17 protein-coding genes and 1 tRNA gene are annotated in these 21,344 nt (G+C 52.7%); 8 read left to right on the top strand and 10 right to left on the bottom strand.

The annotated features are described in order from the left end of the window. Positions 1-107: 107 nt before the first annotated feature. Both AC5JMP_RS21350 and AC5JMP_RS21345 read left to right on the top strand, forming a co-directional pair. Positions 108-2,540, top strand: a complete 2,433-nt coding sequence (locus tag AC5JMP_RS21350; RefSeq protein ID WP_495853510.1) for a tellurite resistance TerB family protein — start codon at positions 108-110, stop codon at positions 2,538-2,540. Next, the gene (locus AC5JMP_RS21345; RefSeq protein WP_495853509.1) at positions 2,537-3,883 is read left to right on the top strand and encodes an ATP-binding protein; all 1,347 of its coding nucleotides are present in this window, start codon (positions 2,537-2,539) and stop codon (positions 3,881-3,883) included. The genes AC5JMP_RS21350 and AC5JMP_RS21345 overlap by 4 nt, the downstream gene beginning before the upstream one ends. A gap of 169 nt (positions 3,884-4,052) precedes the next feature. On the opposite strand, the gene AC5JMP_RS21340 is transcribed toward AC5JMP_RS21345, so the two are convergent. Beyond that, positions 4,053-7,139, bottom strand: coding sequence for a DUF4347 domain-containing protein (locus tag AC5JMP_RS21340; RefSeq protein WP_495853508.1), 3,087 nt, complete (start codon positions 7,137-7,139; stop codon positions 4,053-4,055). A gap of 302 nt (positions 7,140-7,441) precedes the next feature. Next, positions 7,442-8,497: a UDP-glucose 4-epimerase GalE gene (gene galE / locus AC5JMP_RS21335; RefSeq protein WP_495853507.1), complete on the bottom strand. Its 1,056-nt coding sequence runs from the start codon at positions 8,495-8,497 to the stop codon at positions 7,442-7,444. A gap of 196 nt (positions 8,498-8,693) precedes the next feature. Here galE and AC5JMP_RS21330 point away from each other — a divergent pair, with 196 nt between their 5' ends. Next, positions 8,694-10,346, top strand: a complete 1,653-nt coding sequence (locus AC5JMP_RS21330) for a cation:proton antiporter (protein WP_495853506.1) — start codon at positions 8,694-8,696, stop codon at positions 10,344-10,346. A gap of 32 nt (positions 10,347-10,378) precedes the next feature. On the opposite strand, the gene AC5JMP_RS21325 is transcribed toward AC5JMP_RS21330, so the two are convergent. Beyond that, the gene (locus AC5JMP_RS21325) at positions 10,379-10,834 is read right to left on the bottom strand and encodes an NUDIX hydrolase (RefSeq protein WP_495853505.1); all 456 of its coding nucleotides are present in this window, start codon (positions 10,832-10,834) and stop codon (positions 10,379-10,381) included. A 205-nt stretch (positions 10,835-11,039) separates the two neighbouring features. Beyond that, complete coding sequence (gene bcp, locus AC5JMP_RS21320) at positions 11,040-11,504, bottom strand: thioredoxin-dependent thiol peroxidase (protein WP_495853504.1); 465 nt, start codon at positions 11,502-11,504, stop codon at positions 11,040-11,042. Between the two features lie 177 nt (positions 11,505-11,681). Between bcp and AC5JMP_RS21315 the strand changes: the two genes are divergently transcribed. Beyond that, positions 11,682-12,302, top strand: a complete 621-nt coding sequence (locus AC5JMP_RS21315; RefSeq protein WP_495853503.1) for a 5-formyltetrahydrofolate cyclo-ligase — start codon at positions 11,682-11,684, stop codon at positions 12,300-12,302. A 12-nt stretch (positions 12,303-12,314) separates the two neighbouring features. Here AC5JMP_RS21315 and AC5JMP_RS21310 read toward each other — a convergent pair. Next, positions 12,315-12,403 (bottom strand) — tRNA-Ser (locus AC5JMP_RS21310). A 106-nt stretch (positions 12,404-12,509) separates the two neighbouring features. Continuing rightward, positions 12,510-13,733: an alanine racemase gene (gene alr / locus AC5JMP_RS21305; RefSeq protein WP_495853502.1), complete on the bottom strand. Its 1,224-nt coding sequence runs from the start codon at positions 13,731-13,733 to the stop codon at positions 12,510-12,512. A gap of 297 nt (positions 13,734-14,030) precedes the next feature. Here alr and AC5JMP_RS21300 point away from each other — a divergent pair, with 297 nt between their 5' ends. Both AC5JMP_RS21300 and AC5JMP_RS21295 read left to right on the top strand, forming a co-directional pair. Continuing rightward, positions 14,031-14,528, top strand: coding sequence for an HNH endonuclease (locus AC5JMP_RS21300; RefSeq protein ID WP_495853564.1), 498 nt, complete (start codon positions 14,031-14,033; stop codon positions 14,526-14,528). A 245-nt stretch (positions 14,529-14,773) separates the two neighbouring features. After that, a complete protein-coding gene (locus AC5JMP_RS21295) occupies positions 14,774-16,159 on the top strand; it encodes a DHH family phosphoesterase (protein WP_495853501.1) in 1,386 nt (461 codons plus the stop codon). Positions 16,160-16,183: 24 nt separating this feature from the next. On the opposite strand, the gene AC5JMP_RS21290 is transcribed toward AC5JMP_RS21295, so the two are convergent. The 3 genes from AC5JMP_RS21290 to AC5JMP_RS21280 form a co-directional block, all read right to left on the bottom strand. Beyond that, positions 16,184-16,555, bottom strand: coding sequence for an EamA family transporter (locus AC5JMP_RS21290; protein WP_495853500.1), 372 nt, complete (start codon positions 16,553-16,555; stop codon positions 16,184-16,186). 100 nt (positions 16,556-16,655) lie between these two features. Then, positions 16,656-17,435 carry a Uma2 family endonuclease gene (locus AC5JMP_RS21285; protein ID WP_495853499.1) on the bottom strand — a complete coding sequence of 260 codons (780 nt, stop codon included), beginning with the start codon at positions 17,433-17,435 and terminating at the stop codon, positions 16,656-16,658. 333 nt (positions 17,436-17,768) lie between these two features. Then, a complete protein-coding gene (locus tag AC5JMP_RS21280) occupies positions 17,769-18,611 on the bottom strand; it encodes a HEAT repeat domain-containing protein (RefSeq protein ID WP_495853498.1) in 843 nt (280 codons plus the stop codon). A gap of 76 nt (positions 18,612-18,687) precedes the next feature. Between AC5JMP_RS21280 and AC5JMP_RS21275 the strand changes: the two genes are divergently transcribed. Beyond that, on the top strand, positions 18,688-19,350 hold the full coding sequence (locus tag AC5JMP_RS21275; RefSeq protein WP_495853497.1) for a DNA-processing protein DprA: 663 nt from the start codon (positions 18,688-18,690) through the stop codon (positions 19,348-19,350). Positions 19,351-19,454: 104 nt separating this feature from the next. Continuing rightward, positions 19,455-21,032: a glycosyltransferase family 39 protein gene (locus AC5JMP_RS21270; RefSeq protein ID WP_495853496.1), complete on the top strand. Its 1,578-nt coding sequence runs from the start codon at positions 19,455-19,457 to the stop codon at positions 21,030-21,032. Positions 21,033-21,067: 35 nt separating this feature from the next. Here the strand turns inward: AC5JMP_RS21270 and AC5JMP_RS21265 are convergent, their stop codons facing one another. Further along, positions 21,068-21,205, bottom strand: coding sequence for a hypothetical protein (locus tag AC5JMP_RS21265; protein ID WP_495853495.1), 138 nt, complete (start codon positions 21,203-21,205; stop codon positions 21,068-21,070). Positions 21,206-21,344: the final 139 nt, after the last annotated feature.

Here is a 21,344-nt window from a genome sequence, read left to right as displayed (position 1 = left end):
GGCTGGATAGACTAAGTGAACGGTTTTAACAAAGCGTTTGAGCGTTTGCTCCCGTAACTAGCATAAAACGATAAACTAATCAAATCGCACTTCGATCGCCGCTTCCAATGGAATTTAGACCCTTTTGGGAACTCCTCGCTGACTTGGGCATCGCCCTACCTGAGCCTGACAAGCTTAAAGGAAAGATACTCGATCGGCTTGATCCCTCTCGCACTGAGGGAAAATCTGAACCCCAAAGAATGAAATCGGGGCGTGCATCAAGGCGAACCAATGCAATGCCAGTCAGTCCTCAAGAACTCATAGACTTCTTCTCAGAACTTGAGTTTGAGGAAAGGTTGGCGGGAAGAACCGAGAGAATGGAGCCGTCTCGTAACCAGAATGGCGAGTGGATTCCGCCAGATGAAACGGTGACTGTAGCCGGATACGAGATCCCTGGCATGGTGTATGTCGGTGAAGACCTGGCTGCCATTAACAATAGCCGAGCTTCGGAAACCAGCCTGATTAATCCCCAGCTGAAGGTAAAGCGCGATCGTCCTGATCACGAAGGCAAGCAAATGCCTTACTCGACTTCCTATAGCCAGATGCCACCTGCTTGTCGAGCAGCATATTTGCAGTGGCTCTCTACGGGTAGAAATGCGCCCAATACTTACATTGGCTACATTTGGCTGTTTTTCTATGGGCTAGAGCGACGGGTTTTTCATGACCTGCTGCGGGCAGATTTGAAAAATGACGCGGTACGCCAAGAGCTAGATCAAATTGTGGCGGAGGTAGAGCGGCTTAATAAAGTCTATGGCGGTAATTCTCTCAGCGGCGGCATTCGCTACAAGACGGAGACTTTCCTGGAAACCTGTCAGGTAATGCGATCGGCTGATTTGAGCAAGACGATCGACCCGATGACTGCCAAAGCTCTGCCGCTTCAGGTGGGTTTGGGGCAGCTTGTGGCGCAGGGTCAGCCAATTCCGGCAAATTGGGCGTTAGCCTGGTATATGCGATTGGCTAATCTACGGATGCCAACCGCTGCGACACGTTGCCCTGACGAGTTCCAAGCGCTATTTCAGTTGAGGTACAGCCAGCAATACGGTGACGGCATGAAGCTGAAGTCGGGAAAATCGAAGCTGACGACGGCTTACTACCCGGCTAGCCAGTCCTTCTGGAGTCGATCGGTAACGGTGCCGATCGGCAACCTGCCCGATGTCACCCGATTTGCAGCAAAGATTAAAAAAATTGGCGAAGTGGTGGAAACCTGCCGCGTTGAGCTGGAGCCGCTGAGCCGTTATCTGGGACGCAATCCCAAAGGGCGCGAAACCCACGGGGCGATCGCTCTTTTACCTGCCGAGTTGCTGGCGACCCACGGCGGCAAAGTCGTTCAAAAACTGCAAAAGTGGCTGGACAAAATCTTTCCCAAGCCTGAAAATCAGATTGCCGTTGTGTCAGGAGCAGATTTGCTGAAGCAATGGCTAGGCGCAAATCTTGACAAGCTCACCAGGGCAGAAGCTGCTGGGCTGGCAAAATTTCTGGAGCTACTGGGTTATGGCATGGAGCCTGACGTGCGCCTAGGCGGCACCCCACCTACCCTGAAAAACAGTATTGCCCTATTTCGTTTAGATAGTCCTAGCTTGCTTGCTCTCTCAAACGAGTACCTGGAAGCGACTCTGCTGGCACATTTGGCGATCTTCGTAGCCAACGGCGATGAGTCTCCTAGCGCAGCAGAGCAGCAGTGTTTGCAGAAGCACCTAGCAGATTGGGTGACGCTGGAAGCGCCAGAGCGATCGCGCCTAGATGCCCATGTTCAGGTTTTGCTCAGTGAACAGCCGACTTTGCGAGGCCTCAAGGCAAGAGTGGAGCGCACGGAACCCAAACAGCGGGGAGCGATCGCGCAATTTGCCCTGCGAGTGGCGGCTGCCGACGGACAGCTTAGCCCTAAAGAAGTGCAGCTTTTAGAAAAAGTCTATTTGCTGCTAGAGCTAGATCCACAGACGCTCTATAGCGACATTCATGGATTCAGCACCGCTGTCAAACCTGCGGTGAGCCATGATCCCGTGACTGTGCGGCAGGCGGCTGCAACGGTGGGGCACTCCATTCCACCAAAGCCCAAGAAGGGTGAGCCAGCGGCTTTTGCTTTAGATATGGCGCTGGTGCAGTCGAAGCTGGTGGAGTCTCAGGAAATTTCTGAGCTGCTGGCAGAAATCTTTGTCGATGAAGGAGAGGTTTTATCCAGTGAAGCTGCTGGAAAATCTTCTTCTGGAAAAGTCGCTTCTGGTAAAGCCGCTTCTGGCACCAAGGCACAGAAGAAGCGTAAAGCAGCTCCAGAGATTGCGGGTTTAGATGCCTCCCATTCGGCTCTGCTGATGGCGCTTGCCCAGCAGCCAGTTTGGCAACGAGAACAGCTAGAGTCGATCGCCGCCCAATATCATCTCATGCTGGATGGCGCATTGGAGGTGATTAACGAGGCGGCATTCGATCGCAGTGACGAGCCTGTAACCGAAGGGCATGATTCAATAGAGGTCAATACAGATGTGCTACGGGAGATGCTGTCATGACGAACGGTCTGAAAGCAAAAGATAGAGACACGGTAATTCAGTCGCTACAAGCTGGCGTGGTGCCTCGTCGGGGACAGCAGCTGATTCAGGTGGGGCGAGTCGAAGAAACTAAGGCAATGATCCGCGATCTCGATCGCATGGCAGAAGGCGGGTCGGCGATTCGCTTTGTGATTGGGGAATATGGATCGGGTAAGACTTTCTTTTTGTCGCTGGTGCGATCGATTGCCCTAGAGAAAAAGCTTGTGACCGCCCATGCCGACCTGACCCCCGATCGCCGTTTGCATGCCACCGCAGGACAGGCGCGATCGCTCTATGCCGAGTTAATGCAAAATTTGGCAACGCGCACTAAGCCAGAAGGCGGAGCCTTGCCCAGCATTGTCGAGCGATTTGTGACTTCAGCGGTGAGTGAAGGACGCGATCGAGAGATTGATCCAGAAATCGTCATTCGAGAGCGTCTAGCGCACCTGTCGGAGATGATGGGCGGATATGATTTTGCTGAGGTGATTGCCGCATATTGGAAGGGTCATGATACCGGAGATGAGACGCTGAAGGCGAATGCGATTCGCTGGTTGCGGGGAGAGTTTACCACTAAGACCGATGCACGACAAGCGCTAGGAGTAAGAACGATCGTTGATGATGCGAACGTATATGACCAGCTTAAGCTCATCACTCAGCTTGTGAAACTTGCTGGATACTCTGGTTTTCTCGTTTGCTTGGATGAATTGGTGAATCTCTATAAACTTGCTAACACGCAAGCTCGGAAAAGCAACTATGAACAGATCTTGCGTATCCTCAATGACTGCCTTCAGGGATCGTCGGTGGGGCTAGGCTTTATCATGGGAGGGACGCCAGATTTTCTGATGGATACCCGGCGTGGACTTTACAGCTATGCGGCATTGCAGTCTCGTTTGGCAGAAAACAGCTTTGCGGTGAACGGGCTTGTGGACTATAACAATCCGGTGCTGCGGCTAGGCAACCTGAGTCCCGAAGATCTGTTTGTGCTGCTGAGCAAAATTCGCCATGTGTTTGCCTATGGCGATCCGGCGCAGTATCTCTTGCCCGATGAAGGCATTCAGGCGTTTATGACCCACTGTGCCCAACGCATCGGTGAAGCTTATTTTCGCACGCCTCGCAACACCATTAAAGCCTTTATTGATCTGCTGTCTGTGTTGGAACAAAACAAGCAGGTTTCCTGGAAAGATCTGGTGACTCAAATCAACATTAGCCGTGAAACCAATCCAGATGTCTTGTCTGTACAAATTGCGCGATCGGAACAGACGAACGGCAGCTTAGATTCTGCTGCCACAGTCGATGAAGATGATCTCGCTTCATTCAGGCTTTGATTGGCATGGCGATCGGTTGACGGTAGCAATGCACCCCGAACTATTACATGCCAGATTATTACATGAAAGCCCAATTCCCCAGAGTTGAACGGAATACTGCCAAGAGACAATTAATGAATCTTTGAAGGGTGACAGATCCTTCAAAGATTCATTGAAAAGACACTAGAACCTACACCAGAAAATTTCTGGCGCTGAGGCTAGCAGAACGAATTCCCTCTAGCGAAGTTAGGGCTTGAAAACCACCCACTGCACTGCCATTAAAATCAACTCGGACGATCGTGCTAGCCGCACTGCTCCCTGATGCCAACCTCACATATCTCCTAAAGCGATCGCCCCCATACCCTGGTCTGCCCAAGATGCGAGTCAGATCAATCTGGTCGATTGCCGTATTGCTGCGTCGCCCCAGCTGAAAGTCAGTGATCACGTCTACTCCCCCTCTTTGAGTCGCTCTGTAGACAAAGCGATCGCGTCCTGTGCCGCCCGTGAGGGTGTCAGCCCCGCCACCGCCCACAATGAAATCGCCCTGTGTCCCGCCGCTGATTCGGTCATTTTGAGTTCCACCAACCAGGCGATCGCGTCCACGCCCGCCTTGCAGCACATCTGCGCCGCCGCTGCCCGTAAGAATGTCGCCGCTAATGCCGCCGATCAGAGTGTCTTGACCGCGCCCGCCATTGAGCCGATCGCGCCCGCTGTTGCCACTGAGTCTGTCGTTGTCTCTCTCACCATTCAGGAGATCGTTGCCCTGTCCGCCATTCAGGAGATCATTGCCGTTGCCGCTAAATAGGCGATCGTTGCCTAGCCCACCGTCCAATGTGTCTCGCCCATTGTTGCCCCTCAGAACATCATCACCGCGATCGCCCGTCACCCGGTCATTTCCGGCTGCGCCATTGAGAAAATCTCTCCCCAGACCGCCGCTCACCCGATCGGCTCCAATGCCGCCGTTGGCGCGATCGCCACCAGTGCCGCCCTGTAGCGTATCTGAGCCGCCCTCACCCGATAGACGATCGTTGCCGCGTCCGCCGCTGATGCGATCGTTGCAATTTCTGCCGTTCAAGACATCGTTTCCGGCAAAGCCAATCAGTGTGTCAGCGTTGGCGGTGCCATTGATGCTGTTTCCGCCACTATTTCCCTTAAGCGTTCGTCCCGGTCTGCAAATCGCTGCCGCAGCGGAGGCGTTGAGGGTAATCGTGGAATTGGTACGAGTGCCGCCATTGTCGATCGCCCCATAGGTAAATCTTGTACCCGAAAAACCAGCACCCGCCTGGAAAAAGAGCTGCTCAATTTGAGTGGGGGTTAGCACCTGTCCAACGGTGATGCGAGTACCGCCCTGGTTGGGATTGCCTAGAAACAGCCTGCCTTGAGCCGCAGGAGGCAGACTGGCAATGGTGTAGGACGTGATTGAACCATCTGGATCGCTCCCAGCTAGCCCGGTAAGATTCGTGGTTTCACCCGGATCTATGTCGGGCACTGTTGGAGTCGGCAAAGTTGGCGGGCGATTGGTGCCCGTACGGCTGAGGGTAACGGTTGCTGGAGTGCTGTCGGTTGCCCCCTGGTTGTCGGTAGCGGTGTAGGTAAAGGTTGCTCCCGAAAAGCCGGACGCGGGCTGGAAAAAAAGCTGAGTGATCTGAGCGGGTGTGAGAACCTGTCCGGCGGTGACTGCCGTACCACTGCTACTGGGATTCCCTAGGAACAGAGTGCCTTGAGTGGTGGGTGGCAGGGTGGAAAGGGTGTAGGTGGCGATCGTCCCATCTGGGTCAGTTGCCGATAGTCCGGTGAGATTGGTGGTGGTCGTGCCGATCGCCACTGTGGCATCAGCAACCACAGGCGGATCGGTGAAGGTATTGATCACCAGATTGCGGACTTCATGAATGTTGGTTGCCCCGCCCGTCGAGGAGGCAAAGCCAAACTTAAAGGTCGAGGGCAAAGCGCCATTCACTGCCGCCACGTTGAAATTGGTGATGGCTTGCTCTCCTGCGTCAGCAAAGCTGCCGTTGCCGTTCAGGTCTACTTGGACGCCCAGCACACCTGTTGGAGTCAAATCAATTTTGGCTCGGCGTACAGCCGGATCTCGTGTGGTTGCACTGGGGACATCAATCCCGGCAGCAAGAGTTCCCGTCCCTGTGAGGAAAGCATAGCCAGAGGCTTGACTGCCTCGAACCGATACAGAGTCGCGTACAGGAGTATTGACTCCGGCAGGGGTAGGGCGCTGTGTTCCATCCGGCTCAATGGAGGTTGAGAAGTTGCCAAACTCATCAAAACCTACGCCTAGATAGCCACCCGTGATGCCACTGATGCCTTGAACCTGCTTCTGGGCATAGCCTAAAGAGCCGCCAAAAGCTCCCGCAGTCGTGGGAGCCGCGGTACCGTCAATCAAAAAGAAGCTGATGCCGTCGCCATTGCTGCCGTTAAAAGCAGTGCCGTTGTAGGCGAAGAAATCAAAGGTGATGGAAACCCCGCCGTTGGCAGAGATCGGCGCATTGTAGATGACAAAAGCCGCTTGGTCGGCTGTGGTATCCGTTAGCCGCAATGTGCCGTTGTTGGGAGTATCGATCGCCACTGCTGCACCAGGGATACCATCAGCCGAGGGGGCGGCACCTGTACGAGCCGTTAGGAAAGGGTTGGCAGAGGTTGTTCCTGCCCCGGTGCCAAAAATCCAGGGCTTAGCGGTGACATCTGCCCCCGTAAAGCTCTCGTTGACTAATAATGCTAAGACGGCAGGATAGGTTTCTAAGGTCTGTGGATTGAAGGCAAGGGGCGATCGCCGTCGCCCAGTTCCAGGCTCGGTAGAAAATCCCAAATTCCAGCTACCGCCCAGTTTGGCGCTGCCGACGAGCGTGGTGGCGGCTGCGACATGGGTGCCCACAAGCTGGCTGATCTGTCTCACCAGAGATTTTCCAAGCTCATCCGCAGCGACTTCGCAGCCATAGAGCAGCACTTCTGCGCCCATCAGCGATTTTGCCCACTGCTGCATTTGCAGAGCATACTGCCCTACTGTCGCCAGATTCAGCCGAGTTGAACCGAGTTGCAGTTCGCCCGATCGCCCGTGAGAGATCAGATGCAGACTGGTAAGAGGGGGGCGATCGCTCAAAACTTGGGTAATCTGGCTGATAGCATTTTGAGCAGGATCAAGCAAAAGGACTTCGGTTTCTGCTTGCAGTCCCTCTAGAAGATGCGGGTAATGATCGATCGTCGGGTCAATAATGACCAGAGCGGAGCCTTGGCCTGGGGCAGTTGGAGCAGAAGCTGGAATGATCATGTCGTGAAGGTAGATGCAAAAAAGGGCTTAACCGTGAATCTGCAAGAGATTGTGAAAAATATAGGAGCTGAGAGGTTAGTTGTCAAAAGAAAAGCTCCCCGTTGCAGGATACATCTGATCCCAACCACGAGGAGATATTTGAATATGTTTTCTTAAGGCTCGGTGCTTTCTTACAGCGCTTGGCGCCTGGTTAAGTGTGGGTTATTTTCTAGAAACCTCGCGGAGTGCGGTTTCTAGAAAATAACTGCGGTTTATGCAGTTGAAAGTTGCTGTAAGATCCAAAGCTCTAGAGACCCAGAACTTTAGCCGTGCCGCTTTTGATGCCAGTTCCAGGCATGGGTCAAGATGCTGTTCAGATCCGCATATTGCGAGTGCCAGCCCAAAGTTTCTTGAGCCTTGGCGCTGCTCCCCACTAAAGCAGGCGGATCTCCAGGACGGCGATCGCATTCCACCACCTTGATTTCGCGTCCTGTGACCTGCTGAGCTGCATCAATCACTTCTCTGACGGAGAAGCCATTGCCGTTGCCCAAGTTAAACGCATCGCTCTTGCCGTTTTCCAGCAGGTATTTTACGCCCAGAACATGGGCATTTGCCAGATCGCTAACGTGAATGTAATCTCGAATGCAGGTGCCGTCTGGCGTGGGGTAGTCGGTGCCAAATACCGAGATGGAGTCTCGCTTGCCGAGAGCCGTCAGCAAGACGAGCGGAATCAAGTGAGTTTCTGGGCTATGATCTTCGCCTAGGCGACCTAGCGGATCAGCTCCAGAAGCATTGAAGTAGCGGAAGCAAACTGATTTCAGCCCGTAAGCCACATCAAAATCCGCCAGAATTTGCTCGACCATCAGCTTGCTGGTGCCGTAGGGATTGATGGGAGATTGAGGATGATCTTCGGCAATGGGAACCGCTTGAGGAATGCCGTAGGTGGCGCAGGTCGAGGAGAAAACTAGCTTTTTGACGTTGGCTGCCGTCATGGCTTCTAACAGCGTCAGTGTTCCCAAGACATTGTTGCGGTAGTATTTGCCGGGATCGCTCACCGACTCGCCCACGTTGATAAAAGCGGCAAAGTGCATGACAGCCGCAATGTTGTGGGTGGCAAACAGGCGATCGAGCAAGGGGCGATCGTTTGTATCGCCTACAATTAGCTCAACCTTTAGTTCCTCGTCTAATAGCTCCCGATGCCCATAGGACAAATTATCCAGCACCACGACTCCAAGCCCTGCCCGCTGTAAAGCAAGGACGGCATGGGAGCCAATGTACCCAGCTCCACCCGTGACCAAAATCGTTGGTTTTTGTGAACCGCCTGCCTGTGACACTGAATCGCTTGCCTGTGAATCGCTTGCCTGTGACACGATCGCCATCCTCACCTGCTAATAATCGCTGCTGAACTTGCGCCCCAGTCTGGAGCCGTATTTCTCCTGAGTTATAGCAGTTGTACCCCCTAAACTCCCAGATAGTGCGCCAGATTTTGATTCAACTTTGCTCAAACTTTAATAGAGTTTACGAAGTTTCATCAACAGCCTGATGAGTCCGATCGCGTGCATTGACCGTTGAAATATGATGACTGTTCCTACCGCCAGCTGCTTCGCCTTTCCTGTGCTTACCCCTTTATTCGCTGTCTCCACCGCACTGCCAAGTGCTGCTGCGACTGAGAAAGACATTGCCAGCTTTGTCCCCGATTTGATTGTCTTGCTGCTAGTAGCCACTACAGTAGCATTGCTCTCGCGCCGATTTCGGATTCCTTACGTGACGGGGCTGGTGCTTGCCGGACTGGCGATTTCGGAGCTTTTGCCCGGTCATCGGATTGGTCTGGAATCCTCGCTGATTTTGAATTTGTTTTTGCCGATTCTTTTGTTTGAAGCCGCCATCAACACAGATATCAGCCGTTTGCGCAGCACCCTCAAGCCGATCGCCATGCTCGCTATTCCAGGGGTAATTGTTGCCACAGGGGTGACGGCAGCAGGGCTAAGATTTGCCTTGAATCTAGACTGGATCTCAGCGCTGCTGCTGGGCACCATTTTGGCGATCACAGATACCGTCTCCGTGATTGCCGTATTCAAAGAAGTATCTGTGCCTCCTCGCCTCACCACGATCGTGGAAGGTGAAAGCTTGCTCAATGACGGTGTGGCGCTGGTTTTGTTCAACCTTGTCTTGCAAGTTCACAAGACAGGTTCTATCTCGCCAATTGACGGGCTACAGCAGTTTGTGATTGTGATTGTGGGGGGCAGCTTGGTAGGCTTGGCAATCGGCTATCTCAGTGCTGGGTTGATGGTGCGATCGGACGACAACCTCAGCGGCATTTTGCTGACAGTTGCCGTGGCGCTGGGTGTTTACCAGGTGGGGCACTTTATCGGAGTTTCTGGAGTCGTCGCCGTTGTGGTGGCTGGACTCTGGGTGGGCAATGTGGGGCTATCCCATCGGGTGTCTGCCTCCAACCGAGTAACGCTCTACAGCTTTTGGGACTACGCCGGATTTGGGGTCAATACATTTATCTTTCTGCTGATCGGTGTAGAGGTGGATTTGCCAACCCTGTGGCAAACCTTCCCTGCCGTGCTGGTAGCGATTTTGGCATACCAGGCTGGGCGCGTGTTGAGCGTCTACCCGCTGATGGCGCTAGTCAGCAAGTTCGATCGCCCCATTACGATGCGCTGGCAGCATGTCCTATTTTTAGGCAACATCAAAGGCTCGCTCTCTATGGCGCTGGCGCTGACTTTACCTGCCAGTCTGCTGGAGCGTGGCTATCTGATTGCGATCGTCTTCGGCAGCGTTTTAGTATCTCTAGTGCTGCAAGGGCTGAGCTTGCCTTGGATTGTGCAACGGCTGAACTTGACTGCGGTATCGCCTGTAAAGCAGCATACGGATGAGCTGAGGGCGCAGTTGATCACCGCCAAAGCCGCCCAGGATGAGCTAGACACCATGCTGAAAACAGGCATACTGCCCAAGGCGGTTTACGAAGAGATGCGATCGCTCTACCAGGTGCAAATTGCCAGAGCCGAGAAGGCGCTCCGCGATCTCTATAACCAGTGGACAGTCGATGTGACGATGGGCAAAGAGGATGGTTCGCGGCTAGATGGCGTGCGTCGTCGGCTGCTCCTAGCCGAGAAGGGTGCGTTGACGGATGCCGTACGCAAGCGAATCGTGTCCGACAGCGCTGCTGAGGTGCGACTTCAGCAGATTGATCAAAGCCTGCTGAACCTAGAGGATGACTAGACTCAAGCGATCATGACTCAAGCGATCGTGACTCAAGCGATCGTGGTTAGCCCCTCAAAGTAGTTTTTGAGCTGGCGATCGTTGTCGTGAGACAGATTGCCCTGTGGAATGTCGGTCGGCAGAAACGCCTGCACATCCATCACTTCCAGGGTGTCTTGCGCCTGAAGCTTGCCATCCACATCGGCTTCCACAACCACACAGATCGAGTGAAAGCGCGGATCGCGTGCGGGGTCAGAATAGACTCCAACCAGTCGATTGATCTTGATCAGATCTAGCCCTGTTTCTTCCGCCAGCTCTCGCTGCACAGAGGTCGGAATGTCTTCGCCCCAGTCCACCATGCCTCCTGGCAGGCTCCATTTGCCATTATCCCGCCGCTGAATAAGCACAATCCGTCCATCTGGCAAAATGGGGATAATGCTGGTGCCAGCGATCGGATGGCGAATGATCAGACCCAGAGCTGCCTGTACATAGCGTTTGACTTGAAGCATAGAAAAATTTGTAGTTAGCGAATATTCAGCTCTTTTCTTCCCTGACCTTAGCAAATCATGATGAGCGATCGCCCCTCTCCCCTATGTATAACGCTACGCGCTTAGATCCAATGAGTTATTTTTGAGAGCTGTGCACCGCGCAGCTCTCAGAAAATAACTCGTCCTAAATCCATTACGTAATGGATTTACGTAATGCTATATCAGGCTATGAAGAACTTAAGTCTGCCAAGATTGCTGTAGCATGGTGCTCTGGCTTAACTTTGAGATAGATCTTCTCAATCTTGCCGGATGGATCGATCACAAAAGTATTGCGGCTAATGCCCATGTACTCTTTACCCATAAACTTTTTCAAGCCATAGCTTTCGTAGGCGGTGGAAACTTTTCCCCCCTCGTCTGAAAGCAAGGGAAAAGGCAGATTAAATTTGGTAGAAAACTTACTGTGAGATTTGGCATCGTCGGTGCTGATGCCCAGCACCACGCAGTCATGCGCCTGGTAGCTAGGATAGGCATCGCGAAAGCCACAGGCTTCTTTGGTGCATCCCGGCGTGTTGTCTCGCGGATAAAAATAAAGGATGACCCGTTTGCCCCGAAAATCTGCAAGCTTGACGAGATTTCCCTCACCGTCTGGCAGACTAAAATCGGGGGCAGAATCGCCCGGTTGCAGCGCCATTGATTTCATCCTTTGCTAGCGACACGATCGATCTAGACGGTAGTGTTTCAAATGTGTTGTTGATTTTCTTGAAAGGGGCGCGGAGCGCCCCTTTCAAGAAAATCAACAACATGCGTAGAACATCACCATCTTAGACTTGATTTGCCAAACTGGATTCAGCGCCTTCCAATACATCCTGTGAACTCCGAAGCTCAGTCTCAAAATCAAGTTCAAAAAGCGACTCTGCGCCGATCGCTCCTGCAAACTCGCCTGTCTCTAGCGCAGAAATCCTGGCGTGAGCAGAGCGATCGCCTCTGTGTCCATCTGCAATCGTGCGATCGATTTCTGCAGGCGCGTACTGTTCTATCCTATGTCAGCATTCGTCAAGAGCCAGACCTCAGCCCACTTCTGCATCTTCCTAGACAGGATTTGCAAAAAAAAGATCTGCAAAAGAAGTGGGGTTTGCCGCGCTGCATGGGCAAGTCTCTGTCTTGGCATATCTGGTCGCCTGACCGCCCTTTGGTGGCAGGAGCTTACGGCATTCCAGAACCCGACAGCGATTGTCCTACGGTAGATCCCGAAGGAGTAGATCTGATCTTGGTTCCGGCTGTGGCTTGCGATCGCCGAGGCTATCGTCTGGGCTACGGGGGCGGCTTCTACGATCGGCTACTTAGCTCACCCGCTTGGTCAGCCAAACCAACGATTGGCATTGTATTTGAGTTTGCCAGAGTGCCTGAACTGGCGATCGATCCTTGGGATCTGCCGCTGGATGCCGTTTGCACAGAGGCGGGGCTGTATGAGGCTATTCGCGAACAATAGCTAGCGCATGAACGGAGAGGGAGGGATTCGAACCCTCGGTAGGTCCTAAAACCTACAACAGATTAGCAATCTGCCGCTTTCGACCACTCAGCCACCTCTCCAGGTGATTAAGGCTTACCTATAATAGCAAATCTCATCAAACCTGCCACCTCCTGGTGAATATTCTTTAACAAACCGCTTTGCCGCCAGAGAGCGGCTCCAGCCAAACTATTCTCTCTGATCTTTCTGAAAAATAGGGCGCAGCGAACGCCCCACCGTTACTCGCGGCAGCCGATGCTTGAAGCTGCACAAGATTTCCCAGGAGATTGTATTCAATTTTTCTGCCCAGTCGTCTGCCGTAATTTGGTGCTTGCCGTCCTGCCCCAGCAGCGTCACCACTTCACCTTCCTGCAAGTCGGGAATCGCGCTCACGTCTAGCATCAGCTGATCCATCGTGATCGCGCCAATTTGGGGCACAGGCTGACCTCGCACCAAAACCATCATTTGGTTAGAAAGATTTCGCGGAACTCCGTCGGCGTAGCCAATGCCGACCACCGCCATTAACCTATCTTGATCGGCAATATACCGATAGCCATAGCTAACGCCCGTCCCTGCCTGAATCGGCTTCACCTGCGTTACCCGCGCCTTCACTTGCATGACAGGTCTTAGATCGATCGCCTCTCGCAAATGGGGCGCAGGATACAAACCGTAGGTGGTAAGCCCAGTGCGCACTATGTCGTAGTGCAGGTTGGGATTAACCAAAGCAGCGGCAGAGTTGGCAAGATGCAGACGCGGGGGCGAAATGCCGATCGCCTTGAGTTGAGCGATCGCCGCCTCAAACCGATGATGTTGCAGCCGTAGGATGGTCAGATCTTCGCTATCGGCAGTTGCCAAGTGAGAGTAAATACTGGCAATGTGCAGATACGGCAACCGCTCTACTAATTGGACAAACTCGGCAGCTTCTTGCCAGGGTACGCCCAAGCGCGACATGCCTGTATCAATTTTGAGATGGACGGACAGCGTTTCAGTATCGTCCAGAGACTTCGAGACTAGAGACTCCGAGGCTAGCGACTCCGAGAAGATCAAAGCCTGTTTGGGAGTACAAATTGTCGGCTGAAGCTGCCACTGCGCGATCGCCCGCACCTGTTCGGCGGTGTTGGTGGCACCTAGCAGCAGAATCGGGGCGCTAATGCCTGCTTCCCGTAGCTCAATGCCTTCAGGAATGGTGGCAACACCCAGCCAGCTTGCCCCCTGCTGCAAGACAGTACGGGCGATCGCTACCGCTCCATGCCCATAGGCATCAGCTTTTACAACGGTCATCAGTGCGGTTTGGGGCAACAGCATTTGCTTGATCTGCCGCACATTGTGCGCTAGCGCCTCTAGATCAATCTCGATCCAGGCTCGTTCTCGCTGCATTGAAGACACGCTAGGGGTGACATCCCAACTCAACATCTTCAGTCCACTCCTCACTACGTCATTAATGAATTGGTATAGCAACCGCCAAGGCGGTTAGGACGGGGACATTTAGGATGGGGCGCGAAGCGCCCCATCCTAAATGTCCTAAGCAAACTGGTGACAGCTATATTGCTCAGTCAGGGGATGATTTTTTTGGAAAGAGAGTGACCTCAAAAAAATGCATACCTAAAGCTAGCAACGCCAATCGCGCCATCCGATCGCGCAGCCCCGATCCTCCCAGAGCTAGTGCCAACTATGTTACTATCTGTTAAACCTTTCTTCTATAAACGATCGATGGGTAAGGTTCTGGTTCTCAACGCCTCGTATGAACCGCTCAATATCACAAGCTGGCGACGAGCGGTCGTTTTGCTGATCAAAGGGAAAGCAGAGCAGGTAGAACACAACGGTCGCGTGATCTACTCGGAGATGCCGCTGCCTACAGTAATCCGGCTGCGTCACTATGTTCGGGTGCCCTACAAGGAAATTCCGCTCACCCGTCGAAACATCCTCCACCGAGACAGCCACTCTTGTCAATACTGCGGCTATGCGGGAGACGACCTGACCTTAGACCATGTGATCCCGCGATCGCGGGGTGGAGAAGATACTTGGGAGAACATGGTGACAGCTTGCGTCCGCTGCAACGTCAAAAAAGGCAGCCGAACGCCCAAAGAAGCGACCATGCCTTTACGGATGATTCCTCACAGACCCCATAGTGGACTTTACTTTGAGGTCAAGAAGCATATCAAGAGCGGTGTTCATCAGGAGTGGCAAAAATACGTGATTGGGATCTAGATCCCAACCACATTCTGATGCGTAGGGCTTTTGCTGAAGTCGGTGCTTAGGTTGACAGGTTGACAGGTTCACAGGTTCACAGGTTGCAGGGCGGCAATTTCTACCAGAATCCCTCCTCTGAGGGGGCGTAGGTAACAAATTTTTTGCGAAGATCAAGAGAGTCCGTGTTTTTTGGGATTAATTAGCCAGCCGCAGTTTTCACAAGGCTGGGATTAGATTAACCCGCTGTTCTAAAATTGAGAGATATGGAATCAGAATCGCTTCAAGTTGGGCATGGCTCATTATTAGTATCAGAATTTCCCGCTGCCGAGTCCGATACAAAATCGAGATCTCACCCAAGATCTAGCGCAAAGTCGGGAACAGACACAAAATTAGGGAGTGGAGAGTCGGGCGGTGGAGCAAAAGCTACTGTAGAGAGTTTAATTCACGCTTCATCACAGGTAGAATCGATCGCCCAGTCGGGTGAAGAAGCGCCGATTGCTAACCTGGAAACTCAGGCTGCTATCCAAAACGGACGGCTGACCGATCAAAAGACAGAAGCTTTGCGGCAGATCTTGATTAAACATCAGGGCGATCGCCAAGTGATTCTGCTGCAAGATTTTCCTGATCCCGATGCGCTGTCTTGTGCTTGGGCATACAAGCTGATTGCTCAGCAGTACGATATCTCCTGCGATATTTACTATGCCGGGACTTTGAGCCATCAGGAAAACATTGCCCTGGTGAAGCTAACGGGTTTACCTGCTCAGCGCTGCACTTTGCAGGCTGCCAAAGAGAAAGACTTCAGCATCTATCAAGGCTGCATTCTGGTGGATGGACAGGGCACGACCACTCAGCTTTTGTCTCAGGTGCAGCAGAGCAATCTGCCGATCGTCGCCGTGATCGACCACCATATGGCACAGGGCAACCTCAAAGCCGAGTTCATTGATTTGCGTCCCCAGGCACGGGCAACTGCCACAATCTTCTCGCAGTATTTGCAATCCGGACTGCTGAAGCTAGACAGCAGCAATGGTGAACATGTCAAATGCGCTACGGCTCTGATCCACGGCATCCGATCGGATACCAATCGGCTGATGCAAGCCCAAGAAGAAGACTTCATTGCTGCCGGATATCTCAGCCGCTTCTATGACGCGCAGTTGCTCAACTCGATTCTGCAAGCTTCCCGCTCCAAGCGCGTGATGAATGTGATTGAGCGATCGCTCCGTAACCGGGTTCTGCAAAACAACTTTTCGATCGCGGGTGTGGGCTATTTGCGCTACGACGATCGAGATGCCATTCCTCAGGCGGCGGATTTTTTGGTGACCGAGGAGAACGTCCATACCGCCGTTGTTTATGGCATTGTGCATGACGAAGACGAAGAGTTAGAAGTGGTGATTGGTTCACTGCGAACGAATAAGATTACCCTTGATCCCGATGAGTTTATCAAAGAGGCATTTGGGCAAGATGCCTACGGGCGCTACTTTGGCGGCGGGCGATCGATGGCGGGCGGCTTCGAGATTCCCATGGGCTTCTTGTCGGGCTTTAACGAAAGTGCCGACTATACCCGCATGAAGTGGGAAGTATTTGACGCGCAGATTAAGCAAAAGCTCTATCGATTAGTTAATCCAGAGAACGAAATGATTAGCACTGATTAGAGGCATGAGATTAGAGGCATGAGATTAGGGCTTCTGCCAGACGACTAGAATGACCCCACACACGATCAGCCCCAGACCCACAGCTCGTTCAATTGGGATTGCTTCCTTAAATACAAAGTAGCCAATCAGGGCTGTACAGACATAGCTGAGAGCGATCGATGGGCTAGCAATGCTCAAATTGACACGGGTGAGTAACAGAATATAGGCGATCGCTCCTAGTCCGTAGAGAAACAATCCTGCCACGACTTCCGGTGTTGTCACCATACTGACAATGTGACTGATGACATTGCTTGAGCTAACCTTACCCAGCTTTAAAGCCCCTGCTTTCAGAACAAACTGTCCACTTACACCTGCTATTAAAGATAGAAACAGCAAACCAAACTCTGCTGGGGTCAAAATGAAATCCTCTGTTTGTCTTCAGGTAGTTTACCAAAATAGACGGCAAAGCACTTACCACAGCTCTACAGCCTGCGGCATTCCCGCTTTTCTAAGGCAGCTAGTCATCAGGATCTATGCCCATTTCGCGAAGACGAGCGGCTAGGCGATCGGCACGTTGGCGTTGTTCTTCGGCATACTGACGTTGTTCTTCAGCATACTGGCGCTGCTCCTCAGTGCGTTGGCGCTCTTCCGCGACCTGCTCCTGACCTGTAGGCAACAGCTCACCTGCCAGAGTTGCCCACCTTAACCAGGTTGCGTCTGCCGCCATATATTGTCCCTGCCAGCAGACTAGATTGAGTCCTAGCTGCTGACTGACTAAACGTCGCTGTGAATCAAATGGGATGGGCTGGTAGATCCCGCGCTCTAGACTAAAGCCAGCAAAGTCTTCAGGATTAAAGGGGTCATACCAAAAGTATTCTGGAATGCGTAACTGCTGCTGATAGATCTGCTTCTTAACCGTTTTGTCTTGCTGAGCTGTGCTGGTCGAGAGCAGTTCAATCACCACATCAGGGGCTTTGCCCTCTTCCCAAACTACCCAACTTTTGCGATCGTCCCTCGAAACATCTAGCGCTACAAATACATCAGGTCCTCGGTAATCTTGATTGCGGACTTGAAGCGGACTGAAGTAGACAAACATGTTGCCACCGACAAAGCTCTGCCGCTGGTTAGCAACTAACCAGTTGTGCAAGGGAATCGTCAACAGATCCATCTGTAACTTGTGGCGGTGTGTCTCCATCGGAATGCCGTCATCGCAGAGCAAGTCATCCTGAGTCGGAACGTTATGCCACTCAGTTTCAGAATTTTCTTCAGGCTTTTTCTCTAAAGCTGGCTCTGACATAACGGTTCCCCAGATGTCGCATTTAGCAGTACGCCTATTTTAAAGGGTTCTTGAAGCTCAGCGGCTTGTGTCTTCTGCTAGCCTGCCCAACTTATCACTTCCATGGCTGTCGCCAGTTTGCTTAGGATCGTGGATTAAATAACCTGTATACCCCATCTGCTGTGGGGGCTTAGCATTGCTAAGCTCCTAACCCAAGAATTACATCTTGTTCAATCCATATCCATCCATATCCTAGCCACCTTGGCGGTTACTAATCTTTGGGATGATTTTTTGTGGGAGAGGGGCGCTTTATGACCCTCTCCCACAAAAAATCATCCCCCATTGAGCAGTGCCCTATTTCTTCTTCGATCGATTCTTTCTTCGCGCTTGTTTTTGCTGTTTACGTTTCGCTTTTTTCTGGGCCGCTTGACGGGGAGCAAAGCCGCTGGGTTTGGGGTCAAACTCTCGTGTCACCGATCTTGAATCTGCACCCCAGCTCGGTAAAAACTGCTTGCGAGGTACTTCCTCCCGTGTTTTCAAGCCAAGACGCACTTGCACCTCGCCCCAGTCGCCCATGAAAGCCTCGTCAACTTTGTCGGCATTGAACGCTTGCTCTATCACGGGAGCCGCTTCGACAGCTTTGAGATCGATAGCTAGTGCTGTCACCAAAAAGCCATTGAATTCTGGATCGCGATCGCGATAGGCTTCCAGTTCATGAGTGAGAATCGCGACGTATTGTTCTCGTTGCTCTGGATGCTGTATGCCAACTTGGGCAATGCAGCTAATAGCGGTTTCTAGGCAGTCTTGGGGCTGGGTGGAATCTGACAGGTAATTGGCTAAGGCGGGTAGGGCGGCGGCTCCAATCTGACCAAAGATCAGGGGAATCTCTTCTACGATCCATTCGTCCCAATCTAGATTGTCTCCCCACTGGCGAACTACGTCGATCAATGGCTCGATCGCCGCTTCTGCCTTGAGCTGTCCTAGGGTTCGCCAAGCGTTGATCGGAGCAGCCCAGTAGAGCTGCTCGTCTGTCTCATCTAAGTAGAGAGACCGATCGCCCATCATCTGAATCAGCTCAGGAATATGTTCTGAGGTAATTCCTAAGTTCAGGTAGCCCGACCAGTTATCGGGATTGTGATCGATTTCCTCGTAGGTTAGCAGTTGGCTGACAGGAGGGGAATAATCTGCGATCGCCATTTTGTCTCACAGCGCGGTTTACATTGCGGTTTACAGTGTTCTAGAAAGCATAAACCAAAAACATTGACTACTCTTCATGTCAGCTCCCTGTTTAAACTTGCAAACGATTGCCTCGGATGACCCTGCCTATCCGACGGCACTGAAGACCTGCGCTGTCTTCAAAAGCCCGCCTGCCCTACATGCGATCGGCAACCTTGAATTACTCTCGCAGCCTGCGATTGCCCTTTTTTGCTCTGTCGAATGCCCTGGCAATCTCATCCTCAAAACCTACGAGCTTGCCCAATCCCTGCGCGATCGCGGAATTCTTTCCATTAGCGGGTTCCATAGTCCGATCGAGCAAGATTGTCTCAAAATCCTGCTGCAAGGCACTCAGCCCATTATCCACTGCCCTGCCCGTAGCCTCCACAAAATGCGCCTCTTGCCGGAGCAAAAACGAGCCGTTGAAAGCGATCGCTTGCTCCTCATCTCGCCCTTCAATGCCAGCTATTCTCGCGCTACGGCTGACCTAGCGACAAAACGGAATGAGGTGATTGGCGCGATCGCCTACAGGATTTTGATCGTCTACGCTGCCCCTAACAGCAAAACGCTGGTCTTTGCCCAACGTCTCATTCAGGCAGGTAGATCTGTGGTTACTTTTGACAGCCCTGACACTACAAACCTTCGTGACCAAGGGGTTGCTGAATTAGATATTGATGGGTTGATGTCGTCCTTCTCACACCCTTCCCACAGTAATTTCTGAAAGGGCAAACTTTTTAATGGAAGACTATCCCTAGGTGACAATCCCGACTCAAATTCAAGCCCTAAAATCGGGAGGATTAAGGTTGTCTTAATGAGGCGCTGGAATTGTTGAAGCTCGATCGCTGGGTTCACCCTGCCCTGATGCTGCTATGGATTAGCCTTGGAACTGTGCTGCGGTTCGCGTACCTGGATGCCAAGCCGCTCTGGAATGATGAGCTGGCAACTATGGTTTTTAGCTTGGGGAACAGTCTGCGCACCATACCGCTAGATCAGCCGATCGCGCTAGATACTCTGCTGGCTCCGCTGCAACCCAATCCCATCCATGGTTTGAGTGATGTGGCTGATCGCCTGCTGACGGAAAGCACCCATCCGCCCGTCTACTTTATCTTGACCCACCTGTGGTTGAAGCTCTTTCCGGGCGACCTGGCTTCAGCTTGGGCAGCGCGATCGCTCTCGGCACTGCTGGGCGTGATGGCGATTCCGGCAATGTTTGGGCTGGGGTGGCTAGGGTTTCGATCGCGATGGGCAGGGCAGAGTGCGGCGGCACTCATGGCAGTTTCGCCCTATGGCATTTATTTGGCGCAGGAAGCCCGACACTATACGCTGGCAGTGCTGCTGATTATCGCTTCTCTCAGCTGTCTTATGGTGGCAGTGCGATCGCCTGTCAGCCTGCCGCTGTGGCTTTGTCTGGCGTGGGTCGGCATTAACGGCTTGGGCGTTGCAACCCACTACTTTTTTGTGCTAGTGCTGATGGCTGAGGCAGTTGCGCTAATTGCGCTGTGGGGATATTGGAACAAGCGGCTGTATGGTGTGGCGATCGCCACTGTTCTCAGTATCCTAATCTGGCTTCCGGTCTGGCGTAGTGTGCCTGAGAATGAGCTGACGCAGTGGATCTATGACAAAGATTTCTTGAGTAACGGCATTGCCCCGCTCGGTCGTTTGGCTGCCTGGATGCTGAGCATGGTGGCGATGCTGCCTGTAGAGGGCGTGCCTGTGGGGGTGGCGATCGCCTCTGCGGTCGCTGTAGTGGCTGCGATGCTGGGGCTATGGCCTACGCTGCTGCGAGGGCTAAAGCTGATGCCCGATCGCTCTCGCTCGGCGCTGCTCACGGTATGGCTGGCGGCGATCGCGCTGATGCTTTGCGTCACCTATGGATTTCAGGCTGATCTGACGATCGCTGCCCGCTATCAGTTCATCTATTTTCCGGGGTTGCTTGCCCTGATTGCTGGAGCCTTTGCCCGGACTCCACAGCTCAAAGCGCTGCTTTTTCTGGGACTGCTGGGGAGCCTCACCGTTGTGACCAACTACGGCTATCAGAAATCCGATCGCGCCGATCAGCTCATTCCCATTATTCGCGCTGCTTCGGCCGTGCCTGTCCTAATTGCTACCGCCCACCAAACCCATGAACAAACCCGTGAGCTAATGGGTCTGGCGGTGGAATACCGCCGCCAGTCGCCGCTGTCTGGATCTGAGCCGCCGCAGTTTTTGCTGGCGCACTTGCAGCCTGACTCTAATTCTGCCGTTGAGATGCTGCAAGATGTGGTGGCGCGATCGCCTCGCCCGTTTGATTTGTGGACAGTCAACTTTCTGCCTACCGTCCAGCCTGTTGTCCCGACCTGCCGACTAGATACGGGCGATCGTCCCCTCATGCATGGCTACGACTATCGGTTATACCACTGCTAAAAGTCTTTTTTAAGGGCGCAGTGCGCCCCCAAAAGCTAAAACGTATAGGCGACTTGTAGCGCCCATTTGATTAGGAAGGCGATCGCTCCAATCACGACAACTCCAGAAAGAATAACGGCGATCGGGCTATCGGCACCCTTAAATTTCATGATTCCTCGATTGAAATCTGGCATGACGCATGTTCTCCTATGATTGAGTTTTGAAGCTTAAGACAGATCCGGTTTAAGAGAGATCTGAGATAAAAGCTGATCTGCCGCCTCAATCTTATCCAGGCTTGACGAATATCCTTGGTACACTGGCGAACTTTTAGGG

The organism is Drouetiella sp. (assembly GCF_059504425.1).
The sequence above is the reverse complement of the archived record's forward strand: the minus strand, read 5'-3'. Positions and strand labels throughout refer to the sequence as shown.